Origin of the sequence: Bradyrhizobium sp. STM 3843, from assembly GCF_000239815.1 — a bacterium.
GTDB lineage: Bacteria > Pseudomonadota > Alphaproteobacteria > Rhizobiales > Xanthobacteraceae > Bradyrhizobium.
The window spans coordinates 78,566-93,578 of record NZ_CAFK01000323.1; the positions used below are offsets into that span (position 1 = coordinate 78,566).

The 15,013-nt window shown below is 64.0% G+C and carries 16 protein-coding genes; 9 read left to right on the forward strand and 7 right to left on the reverse strand.

The window, feature by feature from the left end; genetic code table 11:
- Positions 1-10 precede the first annotated feature (10 nt).
- The 3 genes from BRAS3843_RS35840 to BRAS3843_RS35850 all read left to right on the forward strand — a co-directional run bounded on the left by BRAS3843_RS35840 (position 11) and on the right by BRAS3843_RS35850 (position 2,383).
- Positions 11-1,108 carry an ionic transporter y4hA gene (locus BRAS3843_RS35840; protein ID WP_008974171.1) on the forward strand — a complete coding sequence of 366 codons (1,098 nt, stop codon included), beginning with the start codon at positions 11-13 and terminating at the stop codon, positions 1,106-1,108.
- Between the two features lie 18 nt (positions 1,109-1,126).
- The gene (locus BRAS3843_RS35845; protein ID WP_008974172.1) at positions 1,127-1,411 is read left to right on the forward strand and encodes a cupin domain-containing protein; all 285 of its coding nucleotides are present in this window, start codon (positions 1,127-1,129) and stop codon (positions 1,409-1,411) included.
- 93 nt (positions 1,412-1,504) lie between these two features.
- A complete protein-coding gene (locus BRAS3843_RS35850) occupies positions 1,505-2,383 on the forward strand; it encodes a hypothetical protein (protein ID WP_008974173.1) in 879 nt (292 codons plus the stop codon).
- Positions 2,384-2,669: 286 nt separating this feature from the next.
- On the opposite strand, the gene rpsU is transcribed toward BRAS3843_RS35850, so the two are convergent.
- The 3 genes from rpsU to purE all read right to left on the reverse strand — a co-directional run bounded on the left by rpsU (position 2,670) and on the right by purE (position 4,740).
- Positions 2,670-2,972 (reverse strand): 30S ribosomal protein S21, encoded by a 303-nt coding sequence (gene rpsU / locus BRAS3843_RS35855; protein ID WP_008974174.1) that lies wholly within the window; start codon positions 2,970-2,972, stop codon positions 2,670-2,672.
- A 173-nt stretch (positions 2,973-3,145) separates the two neighbouring features.
- On the reverse strand, positions 3,146-4,255 hold the full coding sequence (locus BRAS3843_RS35860) for a 5-(carboxyamino)imidazole ribonucleotide synthase (protein ID WP_008974175.1): 1,110 nt from the start codon (positions 4,253-4,255) through the stop codon (positions 3,146-3,148).
- Positions 4,252-4,740: a 5-(carboxyamino)imidazole ribonucleotide mutase gene (gene purE, locus BRAS3843_RS35865; RefSeq protein ID WP_008974176.1), complete on the reverse strand. Its 489-nt coding sequence runs from the start codon at positions 4,738-4,740 to the stop codon at positions 4,252-4,254. The genes BRAS3843_RS35860 and purE overlap by 4 nt, the downstream gene beginning before the upstream one ends.
- A gap of 149 nt (positions 4,741-4,889) precedes the next feature.
- On the opposite strand from purE, the gene BRAS3843_RS35870 reads away from it, so the two are divergent.
- Positions 4,890-5,570 carry a GGDEF domain-containing protein gene (locus tag BRAS3843_RS35870; RefSeq protein ID WP_008974177.1) on the forward strand — a complete coding sequence of 227 codons (681 nt, stop codon included), beginning with the start codon at positions 4,890-4,892 and terminating at the stop codon, positions 5,568-5,570.
- A 21-nt stretch (positions 5,571-5,591) separates the two neighbouring features.
- Here BRAS3843_RS35870 and BRAS3843_RS35875 read toward each other — a convergent pair whose 3' ends face one another.
- The 3 genes from BRAS3843_RS35875 to BRAS3843_RS35885 all read right to left on the reverse strand — a co-directional run bounded on the left by BRAS3843_RS35875 (position 5,592) and on the right by BRAS3843_RS35885 (position 6,444).
- Positions 5,592-5,843, reverse strand: a complete 252-nt coding sequence (locus BRAS3843_RS35875) for a hypothetical protein (RefSeq protein ID WP_008974178.1) — start codon at positions 5,841-5,843, stop codon at positions 5,592-5,594.
- A gap of 73 nt (positions 5,844-5,916) precedes the next feature.
- The gene (locus tag BRAS3843_RS35880) at positions 5,917-6,141 is read right to left on the reverse strand and encodes a hypothetical protein (RefSeq protein ID WP_008974179.1); all 225 of its coding nucleotides are present in this window, start codon (positions 6,139-6,141) and stop codon (positions 5,917-5,919) included.
- A gap of 96 nt (positions 6,142-6,237) precedes the next feature.
- Positions 6,238-6,444, reverse strand: a complete 207-nt coding sequence (locus BRAS3843_RS35885) for a DUF465 domain-containing protein (RefSeq protein WP_035983918.1) — start codon at positions 6,442-6,444, stop codon at positions 6,238-6,240.
- 303 nt (positions 6,445-6,747) lie between these two features.
- Here BRAS3843_RS35885 and BRAS3843_RS35890 point away from each other — a divergent pair, with 303 nt between their 5' ends.
- Positions 6,748-6,936 carry a DUF465 domain-containing protein gene (locus tag BRAS3843_RS35890; protein WP_035983919.1) on the forward strand — a complete coding sequence of 63 codons (189 nt, stop codon included), beginning with the start codon at positions 6,748-6,750 and terminating at the stop codon, positions 6,934-6,936.
- A 247-nt stretch (positions 6,937-7,183) separates the two neighbouring features.
- Here BRAS3843_RS35890 and BRAS3843_RS35895 read toward each other — a convergent pair whose 3' ends face one another.
- Entirely contained in the window at positions 7,184-8,287 is a 1,104-nt protein-coding gene (locus BRAS3843_RS35895) for an NAD(P)/FAD-dependent oxidoreductase (protein ID WP_008974181.1), read from the reverse strand.
- Positions 8,288-8,502: 215 nt separating this feature from the next.
- Here BRAS3843_RS35895 and BRAS3843_RS35900 point away from each other — a divergent pair, with 215 nt between their 5' ends.
- The 4 genes from BRAS3843_RS35900 to BRAS3843_RS35915 are packed head-to-tail and all read left to right on the forward strand — an operon-like array spanning position 8,503 to position 14,918.
- Positions 8,503-11,193, forward strand: coding sequence for a bifunctional diguanylate cyclase/phosphodiesterase (locus tag BRAS3843_RS35900; RefSeq protein ID WP_008974182.1), 2,691 nt, complete (start codon positions 8,503-8,505; stop codon positions 11,191-11,193).
- Between the two features lie 46 nt (positions 11,194-11,239).
- Entirely contained in the window at positions 11,240-12,793 is a 1,554-nt protein-coding gene (locus BRAS3843_RS35905; RefSeq protein ID WP_008974183.1) for a glycerol-3-phosphate dehydrogenase, read from the forward strand.
- Between the two features lie 32 nt (positions 12,794-12,825).
- Positions 12,826-14,007 carry an ABC transporter ATP-binding protein gene (locus tag BRAS3843_RS35910; protein ID WP_008974184.1) on the forward strand — a complete coding sequence of 394 codons (1,182 nt, stop codon included), beginning with the start codon at positions 12,826-12,828 and terminating at the stop codon, positions 14,005-14,007.
- The gene (locus tag BRAS3843_RS35915) at positions 14,004-14,918 is read left to right on the forward strand and encodes an ABC transporter permease subunit (protein WP_035983920.1); all 915 of its coding nucleotides are present in this window, start codon (positions 14,004-14,006) and stop codon (positions 14,916-14,918) included. Before BRAS3843_RS35910 ends, BRAS3843_RS35915 begins: the two co-directional genes overlap by 4 nt.
- The last annotated feature ends 95 nt before the right edge of the window (positions 14,919-15,013 follow it).

Here is a 15,013-nt window from a genome sequence, read left to right on the forward strand (position 1 = left end):
CCTTTGCCAGATGAGCGCCCACAACGCCACGCCGAGATCGGCCGTAATCTTTCCCGCACTGGCCGTGCTGCTGGTCGCGCTCGTGATCGGGACTGGGTACGCGTTCACACCCACGCCGGCCGGGCTGGTATTCGCAGCCGTCCTGCTGACCGTCCTGTTCGGCACCGTGTTTGCGGCCGTGCACCATGCCGAGGTGATCGCCCATGAGATCGGTGAGCCCTTCGGCACGCTGCTCTTGACCCTGGCAGTCACCGTGATCGAGGTTGCGCTGATCGCCACCATCATGCTCGGCGACAAGGCAGCGCCGGCGCTCGCCCGCGACACCGTGTTTGCGGTGGTGATGATCGTGTGCAACGGCCTGGTCGGAATCTGCATCTTCATTGGCGGCCTGCGATATCGCGAGCAGGACGTCCAGGTCTCGGGCGCCAATCTTTATCTGAGCGTGCTGTTCACCCTGGCGACGATCACGCTGGTGCTGCCCAACTTTACTCTGACCAGTGTGGGTCCGGTGTATTCGCTGGGCCAGCTCGGGTTCGTCAGCGTGGTCACGATCCTGCTCTATGCGGTCTTCCTGTACACCCAGACCGAACGGCACCGTGATTATTTCATCAGAGATTCGCTGGGGTTCACCGACGACGGTCCAAAGCTGTCCCGGCGGATGCTCGTCTTCAGCATCGTGCTCCTGATGGTCGCGCTGCTCTCGGTCGTCCTGCTTGCAAAGAAGTTCTCCCTGGTGGTCGATGCGGGCGTGGCCGCCACGGGTGCGCCGCCGGCCCTCGCCGGTGTCCTGGTCGCGCTGCTGATCCTGCTGCCCGAGAGCGTCGCGGCAATTTCGGCCGCGCGCGCCAATGATCTGCAGAAGAGCATCAACCTCGCGCTCGGCTCGTCGCTCGCGACCATCGGATTGACGATCCCTGCGGTGGCGGCGGCCGCATCCGCGCTCGACAAGCAGCTGGTGCTCGGCCTCGATTCGCAGGGAATGGTGCTCTTGCTGCTGACATTCGCGCTGAGCATGCTGACCTTCGGCACCGGCAGGACCAATATCTTATTTGGGCTGGTGCATATGGTCGTGTTCGCCGTATTCCTGTTGCTGTTGTTCGTGCCGTGATTTGAGGGGGAAGACGAGATGCTGAGCGCCCAGTCCGATGTCCAAGTCGACGCCCCGGAAGTCCGGGTCACCGAATGGCGCCTTGCGCCCGGCAGTGCCACCGGCCGCCACATTCATGAGATGGATTATGTCATTGTTCCCGTGACTGCGGGCGAGATGACCATTGTGGCCCCGAGCGGAGAACGGACCAAGGCGCAGCTCGCGGCCGGAAAATCCTATTTCCGCAAAGCCGGTGTGGAACATGACGTTCTGAACGAAACGTCATCCGAGATCGTCTTCCTAGAAATTGAGTTGAAGCCTTAAAGCTTTTGTTTACTGAATTGCCACGGATGTGTCGTATCTGATCCCTTAATTGTGCCTCAAAGTTCCCGCAAATACCGGCGGGGAGTGGTCAGCATGCTGAAATACCTGAATAAGCTCGCCCTGGAGATCGTCCCCTCGGTGGTTGCGACCATCCTCGGGGCCTATATCGTTAACCACTACATCAACGCCAAGCCGACCACCCCGGCGGCAACCGTTGCGGCCGCGGCGCCGACCGCGACCGACTCCAAGGTTGATTCCCCCAAGATTGATTCTCCCAAGACGGATGCGGCGAAAGCCGATGCCAAGCCCGCCGAGACGTCGGGTGAGCTCTCCAACATTCCCGCGCCCGGCATCAAGGCGAAGGGCATTGCCGAGAAGTCGGTGACCGACAAGGGCGGGGCTGACAAGCCGGCCGAGGTCAAGCCCGCCGACGCCGCAAGCGCGCCGGCCGAAACGCCGCGCCATACGCCGGCGCGGGAAAAGCTGATCGCACGGAGCACGCCGACCGAGACTCCGGCTCCGGAGGAGCATCGTGACGCAGCCGATCTGGCGCGGGCCGCGATCGAACGGCTGCGGGCGAGCGAGGCAGCCAAATCGTCCGAGAAGCCATCCTCCGAGAAACCGGCTGAGAAGTCTTCTGATGCGGCCCGCGTGCCGGCAGATCCGCCCCGTGTCGTGACGGCGGCCCCGCCGGTCTCGCCCGTGCGTCCGCTGCCGCCGCCGATCACGGTGTCGACGCCGCCGGCCGACGCTCCGGTTGCGCTTGGCCCGGCGCCCGGCAACCCGGCTTACACCGGCTCGGTTCAGCCGGATGGCCGGCCGACGCCGCCGGCTGATATCCCTCTGGCGCCTCCGCTTCGGCCGCTCGATCTGCGGGCCGACACGGAATCGGCCAAGGAGCGGATGCACAATGTGGCTGAGGACATGATCTCCGCGGCCAAGTCGGTGTTCCACGCCGTGATTCCGAAGTAGCCGAACGGGGTTTCCGCTCGAAGGAAGCCGGGCCGACTTTTAAAGTCGGGACGCAAGAGCCGGAAATCAGGGGAAGGTGCGCGAATTGCCTTGCCGTCTTGGGCGTCGCGTTGGCGGGGCCGCTTAAGGGGGCTCATTGCTCCAGCCCCACTGCTGCCATCATGAATGCCAGGTCAGCGGAACCCAGTCTGCGCCGACAACCGGCTCAAAAACAAATCGGCTCAAAACAAAAGCGCGAGCCGCAAGGCCCGCGCCGTTCATCTCAGAAATTGAGAGAGAGTTGCGATCAGCGCACGCCGCCGCTGCGCGCACCCGCGCCCGGACCACGGCCCGCACCCCGGTCGCCACCGGCACCAGCGCCGAACACCGGCTTCGGCTTCATCGGCAACAGACCTTCACGCTGCAGCTTCTTGCGCGCCAGCTTGCGTGCGCGGCGCACGGCTTCAGCCTTTTCGCGGGCTTTCTTCTCAGAGGGCTTCTCGTAATGTCCGCGGAGCTTCATCTCGCGGAAAATGCCCTCGCGCTGCATCTTCTTCTTGAGCGCCTTGAGGGCTTGATCGACATTGTTATCGCGAACGAGAACCTGCACGCGGCATCCTCTTTCTCAGTACATCGGTTTGGAATCTGGTGAAGCCAGGGCTGGCAAATGGCCTCGCCCTTAACCTTGAGCGCGCCGATGTATCAGACAACGGAACGGATGTCCACCCGCCGCAGTGGGCCCTAACGCAAAGTTTAGCAGTATTTGGGCCGAAGCCGACCCGATCACTTGGATTTGGCCGGCCCCGGGGTTACCTGCGTCACATGGCCCATCTTGCGGCCGGGCCGCGGCGTTCCCTTGCCATAGAGGTGCACGGTCGCACCGGGGACGGTGAGCCATTGCTCATAGGTGTTGATCTCTTCGCCGATCAGGTTGGTCATCGTGACCTGACCGTGCCGCAGCGGCTTGCCCAAGGGCCAGCCGGCGATGGCGCGGATGTGCTGCTCGAACTGTGAGATCGAGGCGCCGTCGAGCGTCCAATGCCCGGAATTGTGGACCCGCGGCGCGATCTCGTTGACCAGCACGCGCGGTCCGTCGTCGTCCGGCACCACGAACATCTCGACCGCGAGCACGCCGACATAGTCGAGCGCCGTGGCAATCCGGCTGGCGATATCCCGGGCCTGATCGGCGAGCGTGTCGGGGATCGCGGCCGGCGCTCGCGAAATCTTTAAGATGTGATCGCGATGCTCGTTCTCGGTCACGTCGAAACATTCGACCTGCCCGTCGGCGGCGCGCGCCGCGACCACCGAGATCTCACGATCGAAGGGGACGAAGGCCTCCAGGATCGCAGATCGGGTGCCGAGTTCGGCCCAGAGGCGTTCGAGGTCGTCGCCGGAGCGAATCTTGATCTGCCCCTTGCCGTCATAGCCAAAGCGGCGGGTCTTGAGCACGGCGGGCAGGCCGATCCGGACGATCGCCTCGCGCAGGGAGGCGACCGAAGAGACATCGGCATAGGCCGCAGTCCGAATGCCCAGTGAGGTGACGAAATCCTTTTCCGCCAGGCGATCCTGCGTTGTCTCGAGCACCGAACGGCTCGGCAGCACCGGCCGTCTCGCAGCCAGCACCATGGCGGCCGCAGAGGGAACGTTCTCGAATTCGTACGTCACCACGTCGACGTCGTTGGCGAACAGTTCGAGCGCCTCGACGTCGGCATATTCGGCGCAGGTGGCGTTGAGCACGACGTCGAAGGCCGGTGAATCCGGATCCGGCGAAAACACCTGGCAGCGCAGCCCAAGCCGCGCCGCCGCAAGCGCCAGCATGCGCCCCAGCTGTCCGCCGCCGAGAATGCCGATGGTATCGCCGGGCTTCAGTCGCACCCGATGGGACGCGGTCACGCCGATCCCTCCGGACGCTCGGCGACCTGCTCGCTCTGCTGGATCCGCCATGCCGAAAGGCGCGAGGCCAACGCCGAATCACTCAACGCGAGCACGCTCGCGGCCAACAGTGCCGCGTTGATCGCTCCGGGCTTGCCGATGGCCAGCGTGCCGACCGGAACGCCGGCCGGCATCTGGACGATGGAATAGAGCGAATCGAGGCCGGACAAGGTCTTGGACTCCACGGGCACGCCGAATACCGGCAGTTCGGTCAACGCAGCCGTCATGCCGGGCAAATGAGCGGCGCCCCCGGCGCCGGCGATAATGACCTTGAAGCCAGCTGCCTTGGCCCCTTTGGCAAACGCGTAAAGCCGATCGGGGGTCCGATGCGCCGAGACGATGCGGGTCTCGTAGCCAAGTCCCAGCTCCGCCAACGCATCGGCGGCATGACGCATGGTATTCCAGTCCGACTGGCTTCCCATGATAATGGCGATCGGGGCAGTCATCAGCTCAATTCTTCTCAGGAATCCATAAACATGAGCCGGATTATAGGGTCCGGCCCGACAGCGGCAAGGCGTGGCAAGGAGACGGGAATGCACTATCCTGTCTTGGCAAATCGCGGCAAGCCTATAAGCAGGGCGCGGTCAGGTATTCGATGAAAAAGCACCGCAATAGGCGCGCCGGAACAGCCGCGAAACCGGGAACCCGGGTCCGGCTGCAGAGTCGCGGAAGGGACCGGGGGGAACCCGCCACCAGCCCCGAAGGCGCACGCCAGACCATCCACCGGCTGCGGCTGGAACTTGCGCAGGCGCGGAGGCAGATCGAGGACCTCAGGGCCAGCGCGGATCGGGATGTCCTGCTCGACATCTTCAATCGTCGCGCCTTTGTCCGCGCGGTGGATCGCTCAATCGCCTACATCAAACGGTACGGAGCAACCGGTGCGCTGATCCTCATCGACGTCGACCATCTCAAACCGATCAACGATAGCTTCGGTCACGCGGCGGGAGATAAGGTACTGAAGGCGGTGGCGCGAACTTTGACCGCGCAAGTGCGCTCGTCAGATGTGGTCGGGCGTCTCGGAGGCGACGAGTTCGGCGTGCTGCTGTGGAACTTGAGTGCCGCGGATGCCGAGGCCAAGGCGCGATCGCTGGAGCACGCGATCGATACGCTGAGCTTCGAATTCGATCAGCGCACGGTCCACGCCGGAGCCTCGGCTGGGATTGCCATTCTGGACATACACGCCGATCCCGCGCGTGCGCTGGAACAGGCCGATCGCGCGATGTATGTCCGCAAGGCAGAGCGGCGGCACGCGTGTGGCACGCTCGTCCGAGCCTAGCGGGTATTTGAGGACAGGTGCTTACATCTCGCCGAGATCGTCCGGCACCTGTCCGAACGTGCGCAGCAACCGCGCGTCGCTGAACGCGCCAATCAAGGGATCGCCGCTGCGGCTGAAGGCGACGGCGCCGATATTCCCGTCCAGGCGCGACATCATCTCCGCGCGGCGCAGCGCGGTGGTCGAACTCTGGCATTCCTCTGCCGTGCCTGGGATCAAGGCCCCGGAGGAATCCTGCGTAAACGGCATGGCAACGTAGTAGGTGATCTCAGACATTGCGCGGTCTCCTCGAACTCCTTTCAGTGGTGAACGGCGCGCGAATCTCGCGGGAATCCCGAGAAGCCGCCGATCAGGCGGCGTCGATCACCGCGCCATCGAGCGCGTTCGGTATGCAGCCGCAGGCCACCGCGGCGCGCAGTTCATGCAATTCGATCTCGAGATATTCGTTGGCCATGATCAGCGCCTTGATGGTCGAGCGAAGGTTGCCGTCACACATCGCGATCGCCTGATCACAAGCGCGTTCATAAATGGCATTGTCGATTGAAAAGGCTTCGGTCGAAAAGGCTTGGGGCATCGAAGACTCCCTCGGTCAATCACAGTCTCGATTGTTCTCTATTTGTTCTTATTTGTCAAGTGACCCTCCACCGACCCGCACCGTAGAGACCTCGCATCAGGCAATGATGTCGGGTGTGATCTGGTCTTCGATGAAGGCGATCCGATCGCGCAACAACAGCTTGCGCTTCTTCAGCCGTTGCAACCGCAAGAGATCAGGCGCCGGCGATTGATGCAATGCATCAATCGCCGCGTCGAGATCGCGGTGTTCCTGCTGCAAGCGTGCGAGTTCTGCGTGCAGCTCGCGCTCGTCCTGGTCGGCCATGATCTATAATAACAAAAAAGCAGGGAGGGAGGAAAAGGCTTGCGGGAGGGACGATCGAATATTGCTGCAGCAAAGCTGCGACGCAAGCCATGAACGTCCGGCTCGTGGTGTTGTCCTACTGAATTTCAAGTTCGCAGCGGCCAGGATTTGCGCGCGATCTGCTCACGGTTCGTTACACATGGTGCGGGATTTCGGGGCGCAAATTTACACGCGCGGTCGTCTGGCCCATCGACACGATACGCGACTTGTGTACACTCCGGAGTCCTGGTCGAATCTCAGGTTAACTTACCGAGGAGGTTTCGAATGGCCATTCAGGCGCATCTCGTTGAACTGGAACGTAAGCACAAAGTTCTTGAAAACGAATTGCATGAAGCTCTCCTACATCCATCAACTGACGACTTGCGGATTGCCGAATTGAAGCGACGAAAGCTGATGGTAAAGGATGAGATCGAGCGCTTGAAGCAGACCACCATTTCCGAAACGCTTCACTGAGATTGAATACATCACATTCGTACGTGCTCTGGGATGGACGTATCGGCCCATCCCAGACCAAGTTGGCATCATCTCATTCTGCTGATCCCCCGGCGTCCTCGTGCGTGGACGCGCGTGAGGGGCGAGTAACTGTCGTTGTTACTCGTTATTAGTTCAGTTTGGTCTGGCCGAACCGCTGGGTGACCGCTTGAGGCACGGATCGCTTAAGCCACCCATCTCTTAAGGCACCCATCTCTCAAGCCACGATCTAAAGACCGGCGAGCTCGCCGACGTGATCGGCAATCGCCAGCGATGACGTCAGTCCCGGCGATTCGATTCCGAACAGATTGATCAGCCCTTCAACGCCGTGATCGCGCGGCCCCTGGATGAGGAAGTCCTGCGTGGCAACAGCGGGTGGAACGATCTTGGGGCGAATGCCCGAATAGGCCGGCATCAGCGCGCCGTCAGGCAGTGTCGGCCAGTACTTTCGGATCGCGGGATAGAAGCGTTCGGCCCGCGCGGGATCGACCGCATAGTCGATGTGATCGACCCATTCGACGTCCGGGCCGAAGCGAGCCTGTCCGGCCAGATCCAGCGTCAGATGCACGCCGAGCCCGCCGGGCTCCGGCACCGGATAGATCAGCCGTGCAAACGGCGCCCTGACGCTGCAGCTGAAGTAGTTGCCCTTGGCCAGGTAGGCCGGCGGAATCAGCTCCAGCGGCATGCCGTCGATCATGCGCGCCACCATGGAGGCATTCAGCCCGGCTGCGTTGACGAGCAGCCCGCAGGCGAGCGTCATCGGCTGCTCGCCGCCGGCATCGAGTTCGATATGGCCAGCATCGGCCTTGGCGCGCAGCAAAGGCGTGTGAAAGGCAAATGCAGCACCCGCCGCTTCGGCTTCGCCGCGCAGCGACAGCATATAAGCGTGGCTGTCGATGATGCCGGTCGATGGCGACAGCAGCGCCGCATCGCAGGCGAGCGCGGGCTCCAGCGCGCGCGCTGCTTCGCCCGAGAGAAGCTCGAGGTCATCGACGCCGTTGGCGGCCGCGTGCGCGCGAATGCCTTGCAGCTTCTCTGTTTCCTTTGCCGAAGTGGCGACGATCAGTTTGCCGCAATTGCGGTAGGGAATGCCGTGCTCGTCGCAATAGCGGTAAAGCAAGTGCTTGCCGCGCACGCAGAAGCGCGCCATCAGGCTGCCGGCCTTGTAGTAGATTCCGGCGTGGATGACCTCGCTGTTCCGCGAAGAGGTGACGGTGCCAATATCCTCGGCCGCCTCGAGGACCACAACCTCGCGGCCGGCTGTTGCTAGCCGTCGGGCGATGGCGAGCCCGACAACGCCCGCGCCGATGACGACGCAATCGACCTTATCCATGGAGGAACCGGCGGCAGGTCGCCGAGCTGGGCCGACACACCGCAGGGCGTGTCGATGTTGTGGCCCGACGCTCGAACGGCGATGTTAAGGAAGCATTCATCATCACAGATCAATTGCGGATTTTCGCGCCGCCTTTCGGGAAGGCGCTGGCAGCCGTTTACCCGATCCAAACGCGTCAGGCCAGAGATTGTACTCCCGAAATCCGCGGGTGATTGATGGCTGGCAAGAATTGGCAGGCAGGCGGCAAGAACTCGATTCCTGCGCAGGCCATTGCAGGCTTTGCCGCGGCGATGTCGCTTGCGCCTGGGCGGGCATTGGCTGCAAACGTCTTGCAGCAGCGCCCCTTCGGCGAGCTTGATGCGAACGTGCTCTGGGAAATTCTGCTCGGGGGCGTGGTCGTCTGCGCCTTTCTGGCCTCGGTCCTGCTGTGGGTCCATGCGGCGCTGCGCCGCTATAAGCGCGAACAGCTGCACCGCAACGCATTCATCAGTTCTGCGCTGAACAATCTCGGCCAGGGCATCATGATGACCGATGCGGCCAACCGCATCGTTTTCTACAACGATAAATTCCTGGACATCTACGGCCTCAGCCCGTCGGATATCCCGCGCAATTCGACCGGCCGCGAGCTTGCCGAGCTCCGGCGCAGGCGAGGCCTGCTCGATCTGCCGATCGAGGAATATGCCCGCCGCGCACGCGAGCCCGAAGGCTACGTCACCGAGCTGCCGGGTGGTCGCGCGGTGGTTGCAAAGCTGTTTCGCCTGCCGGATGGCGGCTCGATCGGCGTTCACGAGGAGTGCACGGAGCGACGCAGGTTGGAGCGGGAGCTGGCTTCGACCAAGCAGTTCCTGGAGTCGGTGCTCGACCACGTACCGGTCTGCGTGGCCGCCAAGAACATCGAGGATGGCCGCTATATCTTCGCCAACCGGGCGTTTGAGAGGTTTTCAGGAATCTCCCGCGAGCGGATCAAGGGCAGGCGCGCGAGCGAGCTGTTCTCGCCCGAAACCGCAGCGAATATCGAGGCCGCCGACCGCGCGGCATTGCTTGCGTCGGGCGAGGCCTATCGCAGCGAGCTGATGATCAAGCGCGGCGAGGAACGGCGCATTCTCGCCTCCAACCGCGTGATCGCGCGCAACGAAAAGAGCGAGCCGCAATTCTTGATCGCGCTGCTCGATGACGATACCGAGCGCCGCGCCTTGAGCTATGAGCTCGAAAACGCCAAAAAATTCCTTGAGCTCGTGGTCGATAATATTCCGGTCTCGCTGATCGTCGAGCGAGTCAGCGACGGCCGCTATCTGCTGGCCAATCGCAGCGCCGAGATCATTCTCAACCGCAAGCGCGAGGACGTCACCGGGCTGACGACGGCCGATATCTTCAATCCGCGCGAAGCCAAGCTGATCATCGCCCGCGATGAGGCCGCGATCAAGAAGCGCAGCCTGATCACCGAGGAGCATCCGATCTCGACCAAGGACGGGCTGCGTCTGTTCCTGACCCGGCGAATGACGGTGCTCGGCGACAATGATGAGCCGCAATATCTGATCAAGACCTATGAGGACGTGACCGACAGGCGCCAGACCGAGTCGCGCATGGCCCACATGGCCTATCACGACGGTCTGACCGATCTGCCGAACCGTGCCGCGTTCCTGCAGGCGCTGAGCCAGATGATCGAGGCGTGCGCGGGGACAGGCGAGGAGTTCGCGGTTCTCAATGTCGACCTCAAGGGCTTGAAGGAGGTCAACGACGTTTTCGGCCACGCGATCGGCGACAAGCTCCTGATCGAGGTCGCCCATCGGGTCCACGACGCCGCGCGCGGCGGCGTCGTATCGCGGCTCTCGGGCGACGAGTTCGGCCTGATCATCGATGGCAAACAGCCCGACGCCGGCCAAAAGCTGGCCGAGCAGCTGGCAGAGGCGATCGCCATCGAGTTCCAGATCGACGGGAAATCGATCCGCACCGCTTTGACGACCGGCATCTCGGTCTTCCCGCACAACGGTTCGGACCCGGCTTCGCTGCTCGCCAATGCCGGTGCGGCGCTGTTCCGCGCCAAGGCCAAATCGCGCGGGAGCATCACCTTCTACGAGCCGGAGATGGACCAGCAGATCCGCGATCGCCGGGTGCTGCACCAGGAGCTCTCGGTCGCGATCAAGAACGGCGAGCTGTCGCTGTATTTCCAGCCGCAGGCGAGCTCCGGCCGCACCGTCGACGCCAGCGAGATCATCGGTTTCGAGGCGCTCGCCCGCTGGAAGCATCCGCAGCGCGGCTTCGTTCCGCCGAGCGACTTCATCCCGCTCGCCGAGGAGAGCGGCCTGATCGTCGAGATGGGCGAATGGATCCTGCGCGAAGCCTGTCGCGAGGCGGCCTCCTGGCCGAAGCCGCTGCAGGTCGCCGTCAACCTGTCGCCGGCGCAATTCGTTCACGGCGATCTGGTCGGACTGGTGCATTCGATCCTGATCGAGACCGGTCTGGCGCCGGATCGGCTGGAGCTCGAAATCACCGAAGGCGTGCTGATCGAGGATTTCGATCGCGGTCTCGGCCTGCTGCGCCGCCTGAAGGCGCTCGGCGTCCGCATCTCGATGGACGATTTCGGCAGTGGCTATTCGTCGCTGAGCTATCTGCAGGCGTTCCCGTTCGACAAGATCAAGATCGACCGTGCCTTCGTCATGAATCTGGGGCGAACCCCGCAATCGGCGGCCATCGTGCGCGCCGTGATCGACCTCGGCCATGGCATGAACATGTCGATCGTCGCCGAAGGCGTCGAGACGGCGGAACAGCTCGGCTTCCTGGCCGAGGAAGGCTGCGACTCCGTTCAGGGCTATTTGCTGGGCAAGCCGTTGCCGATCGAGAAATATGATGCGCTGGTCGGTCGCAATCATGCCAATGTGATGGAGTCAGTGCGCAAGACGGGCTAGGTGAAGTGCGCATCATTGTTTGCGCACGCGACCGACGAAGTTGCGCATGGCGGATTACGATCTGGCGGTCATTGGCGGCGGACTGAACGGCGCAAGCTTGGCGCGCGATGCGGCCGGGCGCGGCCTGCGCGTCATTCTCGTTGAACAGGGCGATCTCGGCGCTGCCGCCTCCTCGGCGACGTCCAGACTGGTCCATGGCGATCTTGCCGTGCTGGAGCGGCGCGGCTTCCTGCGCGTCCGTGCGGCGCTTGCGGAACGGGATGTCTGGCTTAAGACGGCGCCGCATCTGGTCCGGCCGATCCGGTTCGCGATCCCCGCGCATGCCAATGAGCGTCCGCCCTGGCGCCTGCGTGCCGGACTGTGGCTCTATGATCGACTGGGCTCGGGCAGCCGCTTAGCCGCAGCAACGACCCTGGACGTCACCCACCACCCGCTCGGCAATGCATTGAAGCGCCCGATCGGCACCGCCTTCGAATATTCCGACTGCCTGGTCGATGACTCCCGGCTGGTCGTGCTCACCGCGCGCGATGCGGCCGAGCGCGGCGCCACGATCTGCACCGGAGCGCGCTGCGTCCGCGCCGACCGCGATCATATCTGGCGGATTGCGCTGATCGACCGCGGCCACCGTCGCATCCTGACCGCAGGTGCGCTGGCCAACGCCACCGGCGCCTGGAGCGCCTCGACCGCGGAAACCGTGCTGCGCCAGCCGTTGCCCAAACGCGTCGCCAGGCAGGTGAGCCAGATCATCGTGCCGCGCCTGTTCGATGTCGACGCGGTCTACGTGTTCCAGAATCCGGACGGACAGCTGATCTTCGCAAGCCCCTATGCGCGAGACTTCACGCTGATCGGCACCGTCTCCCACGCCTTCAAGGGCGATCCGGCTGTTGTGACGACGCCGGCCCCCGATGTCGCCTATCTCTGTACCGCGACCAATCGCTACTTCCGAGCCGAGATCCAGCCTGCCGACGTCGTCAGGACCATCTCGGGCGCCAACATGGTGCCGGCCCGCAAAGGTCGCCACACGCCCCTGGCAGCGGCGATGAGCTTTCATGCCGGCCGGCGCCTGGCGCCGCTCCTGACCGTGTCGGGCGGCGATGTCACCACGGCCAGGCGCCGTGCCGAGCGGGCCATTGACCGGCTCACGCGGTTCTATCCGATGGCGCCGCGCTGGACCGCCAGCGCACCGCTGCCGGGCGGCGATTTCGCCTGGGACCGCTTCGACGACCAAGTCGACCTTGCGCGCGAGCGTTGGCGCTTCCTGACGGAGGCCGAGGCGCAGCGGCTGGTCGGCGCCTATGGCACGCGGCTGGCCGAAATATTGGGCGATGCCGGGAGCCGCGCCGATCTCGGCCGGAGCTTCGGAGCGGAGCTCACGGAAGCCGAAGTGCGCTACCTCATGACCAGGGAATGGGCACGCTTTGCCGATGATATTCTCTGGCGCCGGACCAAGCTCGGGTTGACCATGACACCGGCAGAGCGGGAGGCGCTGGAGGTGTTCATGGCGGGCATTGGCGGTGGAAGCGGCGGCTGCATCACGGCCGACGAGAGGAGCGGGGATAGCGAGGCCGGCACGGTTGAGCCGCTGCCGATCCGCCGCTAGCTTGCGACCAGCATCGCAACGCGCATTGGGACATGGCTGAGGACAGCGCGAATACCGACATCGCCGTAGAGCCGGCAACACCGGCAATACCATTGCCACTGCCGGATCCGACAATGCCGGTGCTGCGCATCGAGGGCCTCGTCAAGACGTTCGGCAGTTTCCGTGCGGTCGACGGCGTCTCGCTCGACATCCACGCCGGCGAGTTCTTCGCGCTGCTCGGCCCGAGCGGCTGTGGCAAGACCACGCTGTTGCGCATGCTGGCCGGCTTCGAGACCCCGGACGAGGGACGCATCCTGCTTGCGGGCAATGACATTGCGCCGATGCTGCCGCATGAGCGTCCGGTCAACATGATGTTCCAGAACTATGCGCTGTTTCCGCATCTGTCGGCCTACGACAACATCGCCTTCGGCTTGCGGCGGGCCGGCATGGCGCGGGGCGAGATCGCCTCCCGCGTGGCCGAGATGGTCGCGCTGGTGAGGCTCGACGGCCTGGAGAAGCGCAAGCCGGATCAGCTCTCCGGCGGCCAGAAGCAGCGGGTGGCGTTGGCGCGCGCGCTGGCGCGGCGACCGCAGGTACTGCTGCTCGACGAGCCCATGGCCGCGCTCGACAAGAAGCTGCGGGAGAGCACGCAAACCGAGCTGATGGAGCTGCAGCGCCGGCTCGGCATGACCTTCATCATCGTCACCCATGACCAGGACGAGGCGATGACGGTCGCGAACCGGATCGGCGTCATGGATGCCGGTCGGCTCGAACAGGTGGCAACGCCGCGGCGGCTCTATGAGGAGCCGGCCTCGCGCTGGATCGCGGAGTTCGTCGGCGATGTCAATTTGTTCGAAGGCGAGGTGACGGGGCGCGAGCCGCATCGCCTCACCATCGCAACCGGCGACGCCGGCAAGATCGTCGCGGCCGCGCCTTTGATGCCGCTCTCCGAATCCGCGGTCGTGGTTGCGATCCGGCCAGAGAAAGTGCGGCTGGCGCGGCGTGGACCCGCGACCGATGCCCTGAGCGCGCACGCGATCAATCGCATGGAGGGCGTGGTCATCGAGGCCAATTATCTGGGCGGCACCACGATATACAAGCTCAAGCTCGACAGCGGCGCGATCGTCCGTGCCGCGGCGGCCAATACCGCGCGGCTGGACGTCGATGCCTACGGCGTCGGCCAGCGCGTGGTGGCGTGGTTCACGCCCGACGATTGCGTGGTGCTGGACCGGTGAGCACACGACGCACCTTCTCCCGGCCGGCGCGGCTGGCCGCGATCGCGCCCTATGTCTGGATGGCGCTGTTCTTCCTGGTGCCGTTCGGTTTCATCGTGAAGATCAGCCTGTCGCAGACGGTGATCGCGCAGCCGCCTTACACGCCGGTGTTTTCCATCACCGACGGCTGGGCGGCGATCAGGGACGCTTTCGCCGCGCTGTCGGCGGATAATTTCCGGCTGCTGCGCTCGGACGATATCTATCTGCTGTCCTATCTGCGCAGCATCGTGGTGGCCGCAACCTCCACCGCCATTTTGCTCGCGATCGGCTATCCCATCGCCTACGGCATGGCGCGCCTGCCGAGGCGCTGGCAGGCGATCGCGATGCTGCTGGTCATTGTGCCGTTCTGGACCTCGTTCCTGATCCGCATCTATGCCTGGATCAATATCCTGCAGCATGACGGGCTGCTCAATCAGATCCTGCTCGCATTGCATCTTGTGTCGCAGCCGGTGGTGTGGCTCTCGACCGATAGCGCCATGTATCTCGGCATCGTCTATTCCTATCTGCCGTTCATGATCCTGCCGCTCTATGCGACGCTGGCGAGGATGGAGCCTGCGCTGGAGGAGGCGGCGGCCGATCTCGGCGCCTCGCCGCGGGAGATCTTCTGGCTGCTGACGTTTCCGCTGTCGCTGCCGGGTGTCGGCGCCGGGGTGCTGCTGTGCTTCATCCCGATCGTCGGGGAATTCGTCATTCCTGATCTGCTCGCGGGCTCGCAATCCCTGATGATCGGCCAGACGCTGTGGCTGGAGTTCTTCACCAACAAGGACTGGCCGGTGGCCTCGAGCATCGCCGTGGTCCTGCTGGTGGTGCTGCTGCTGCCGCTCTTGCTCTACGACCGGCTGCAGCGCCGGCAGCTGGAGGCCGGCAGGTGATGCAGAGGAATCCTCTTCGGCATGCTCTCTCGCTCCCCTCCCCCTTGCGGGGAGGGGGCGGGGGTGGGGGTCCGCATCGGCAGTCTTTNCGGGTA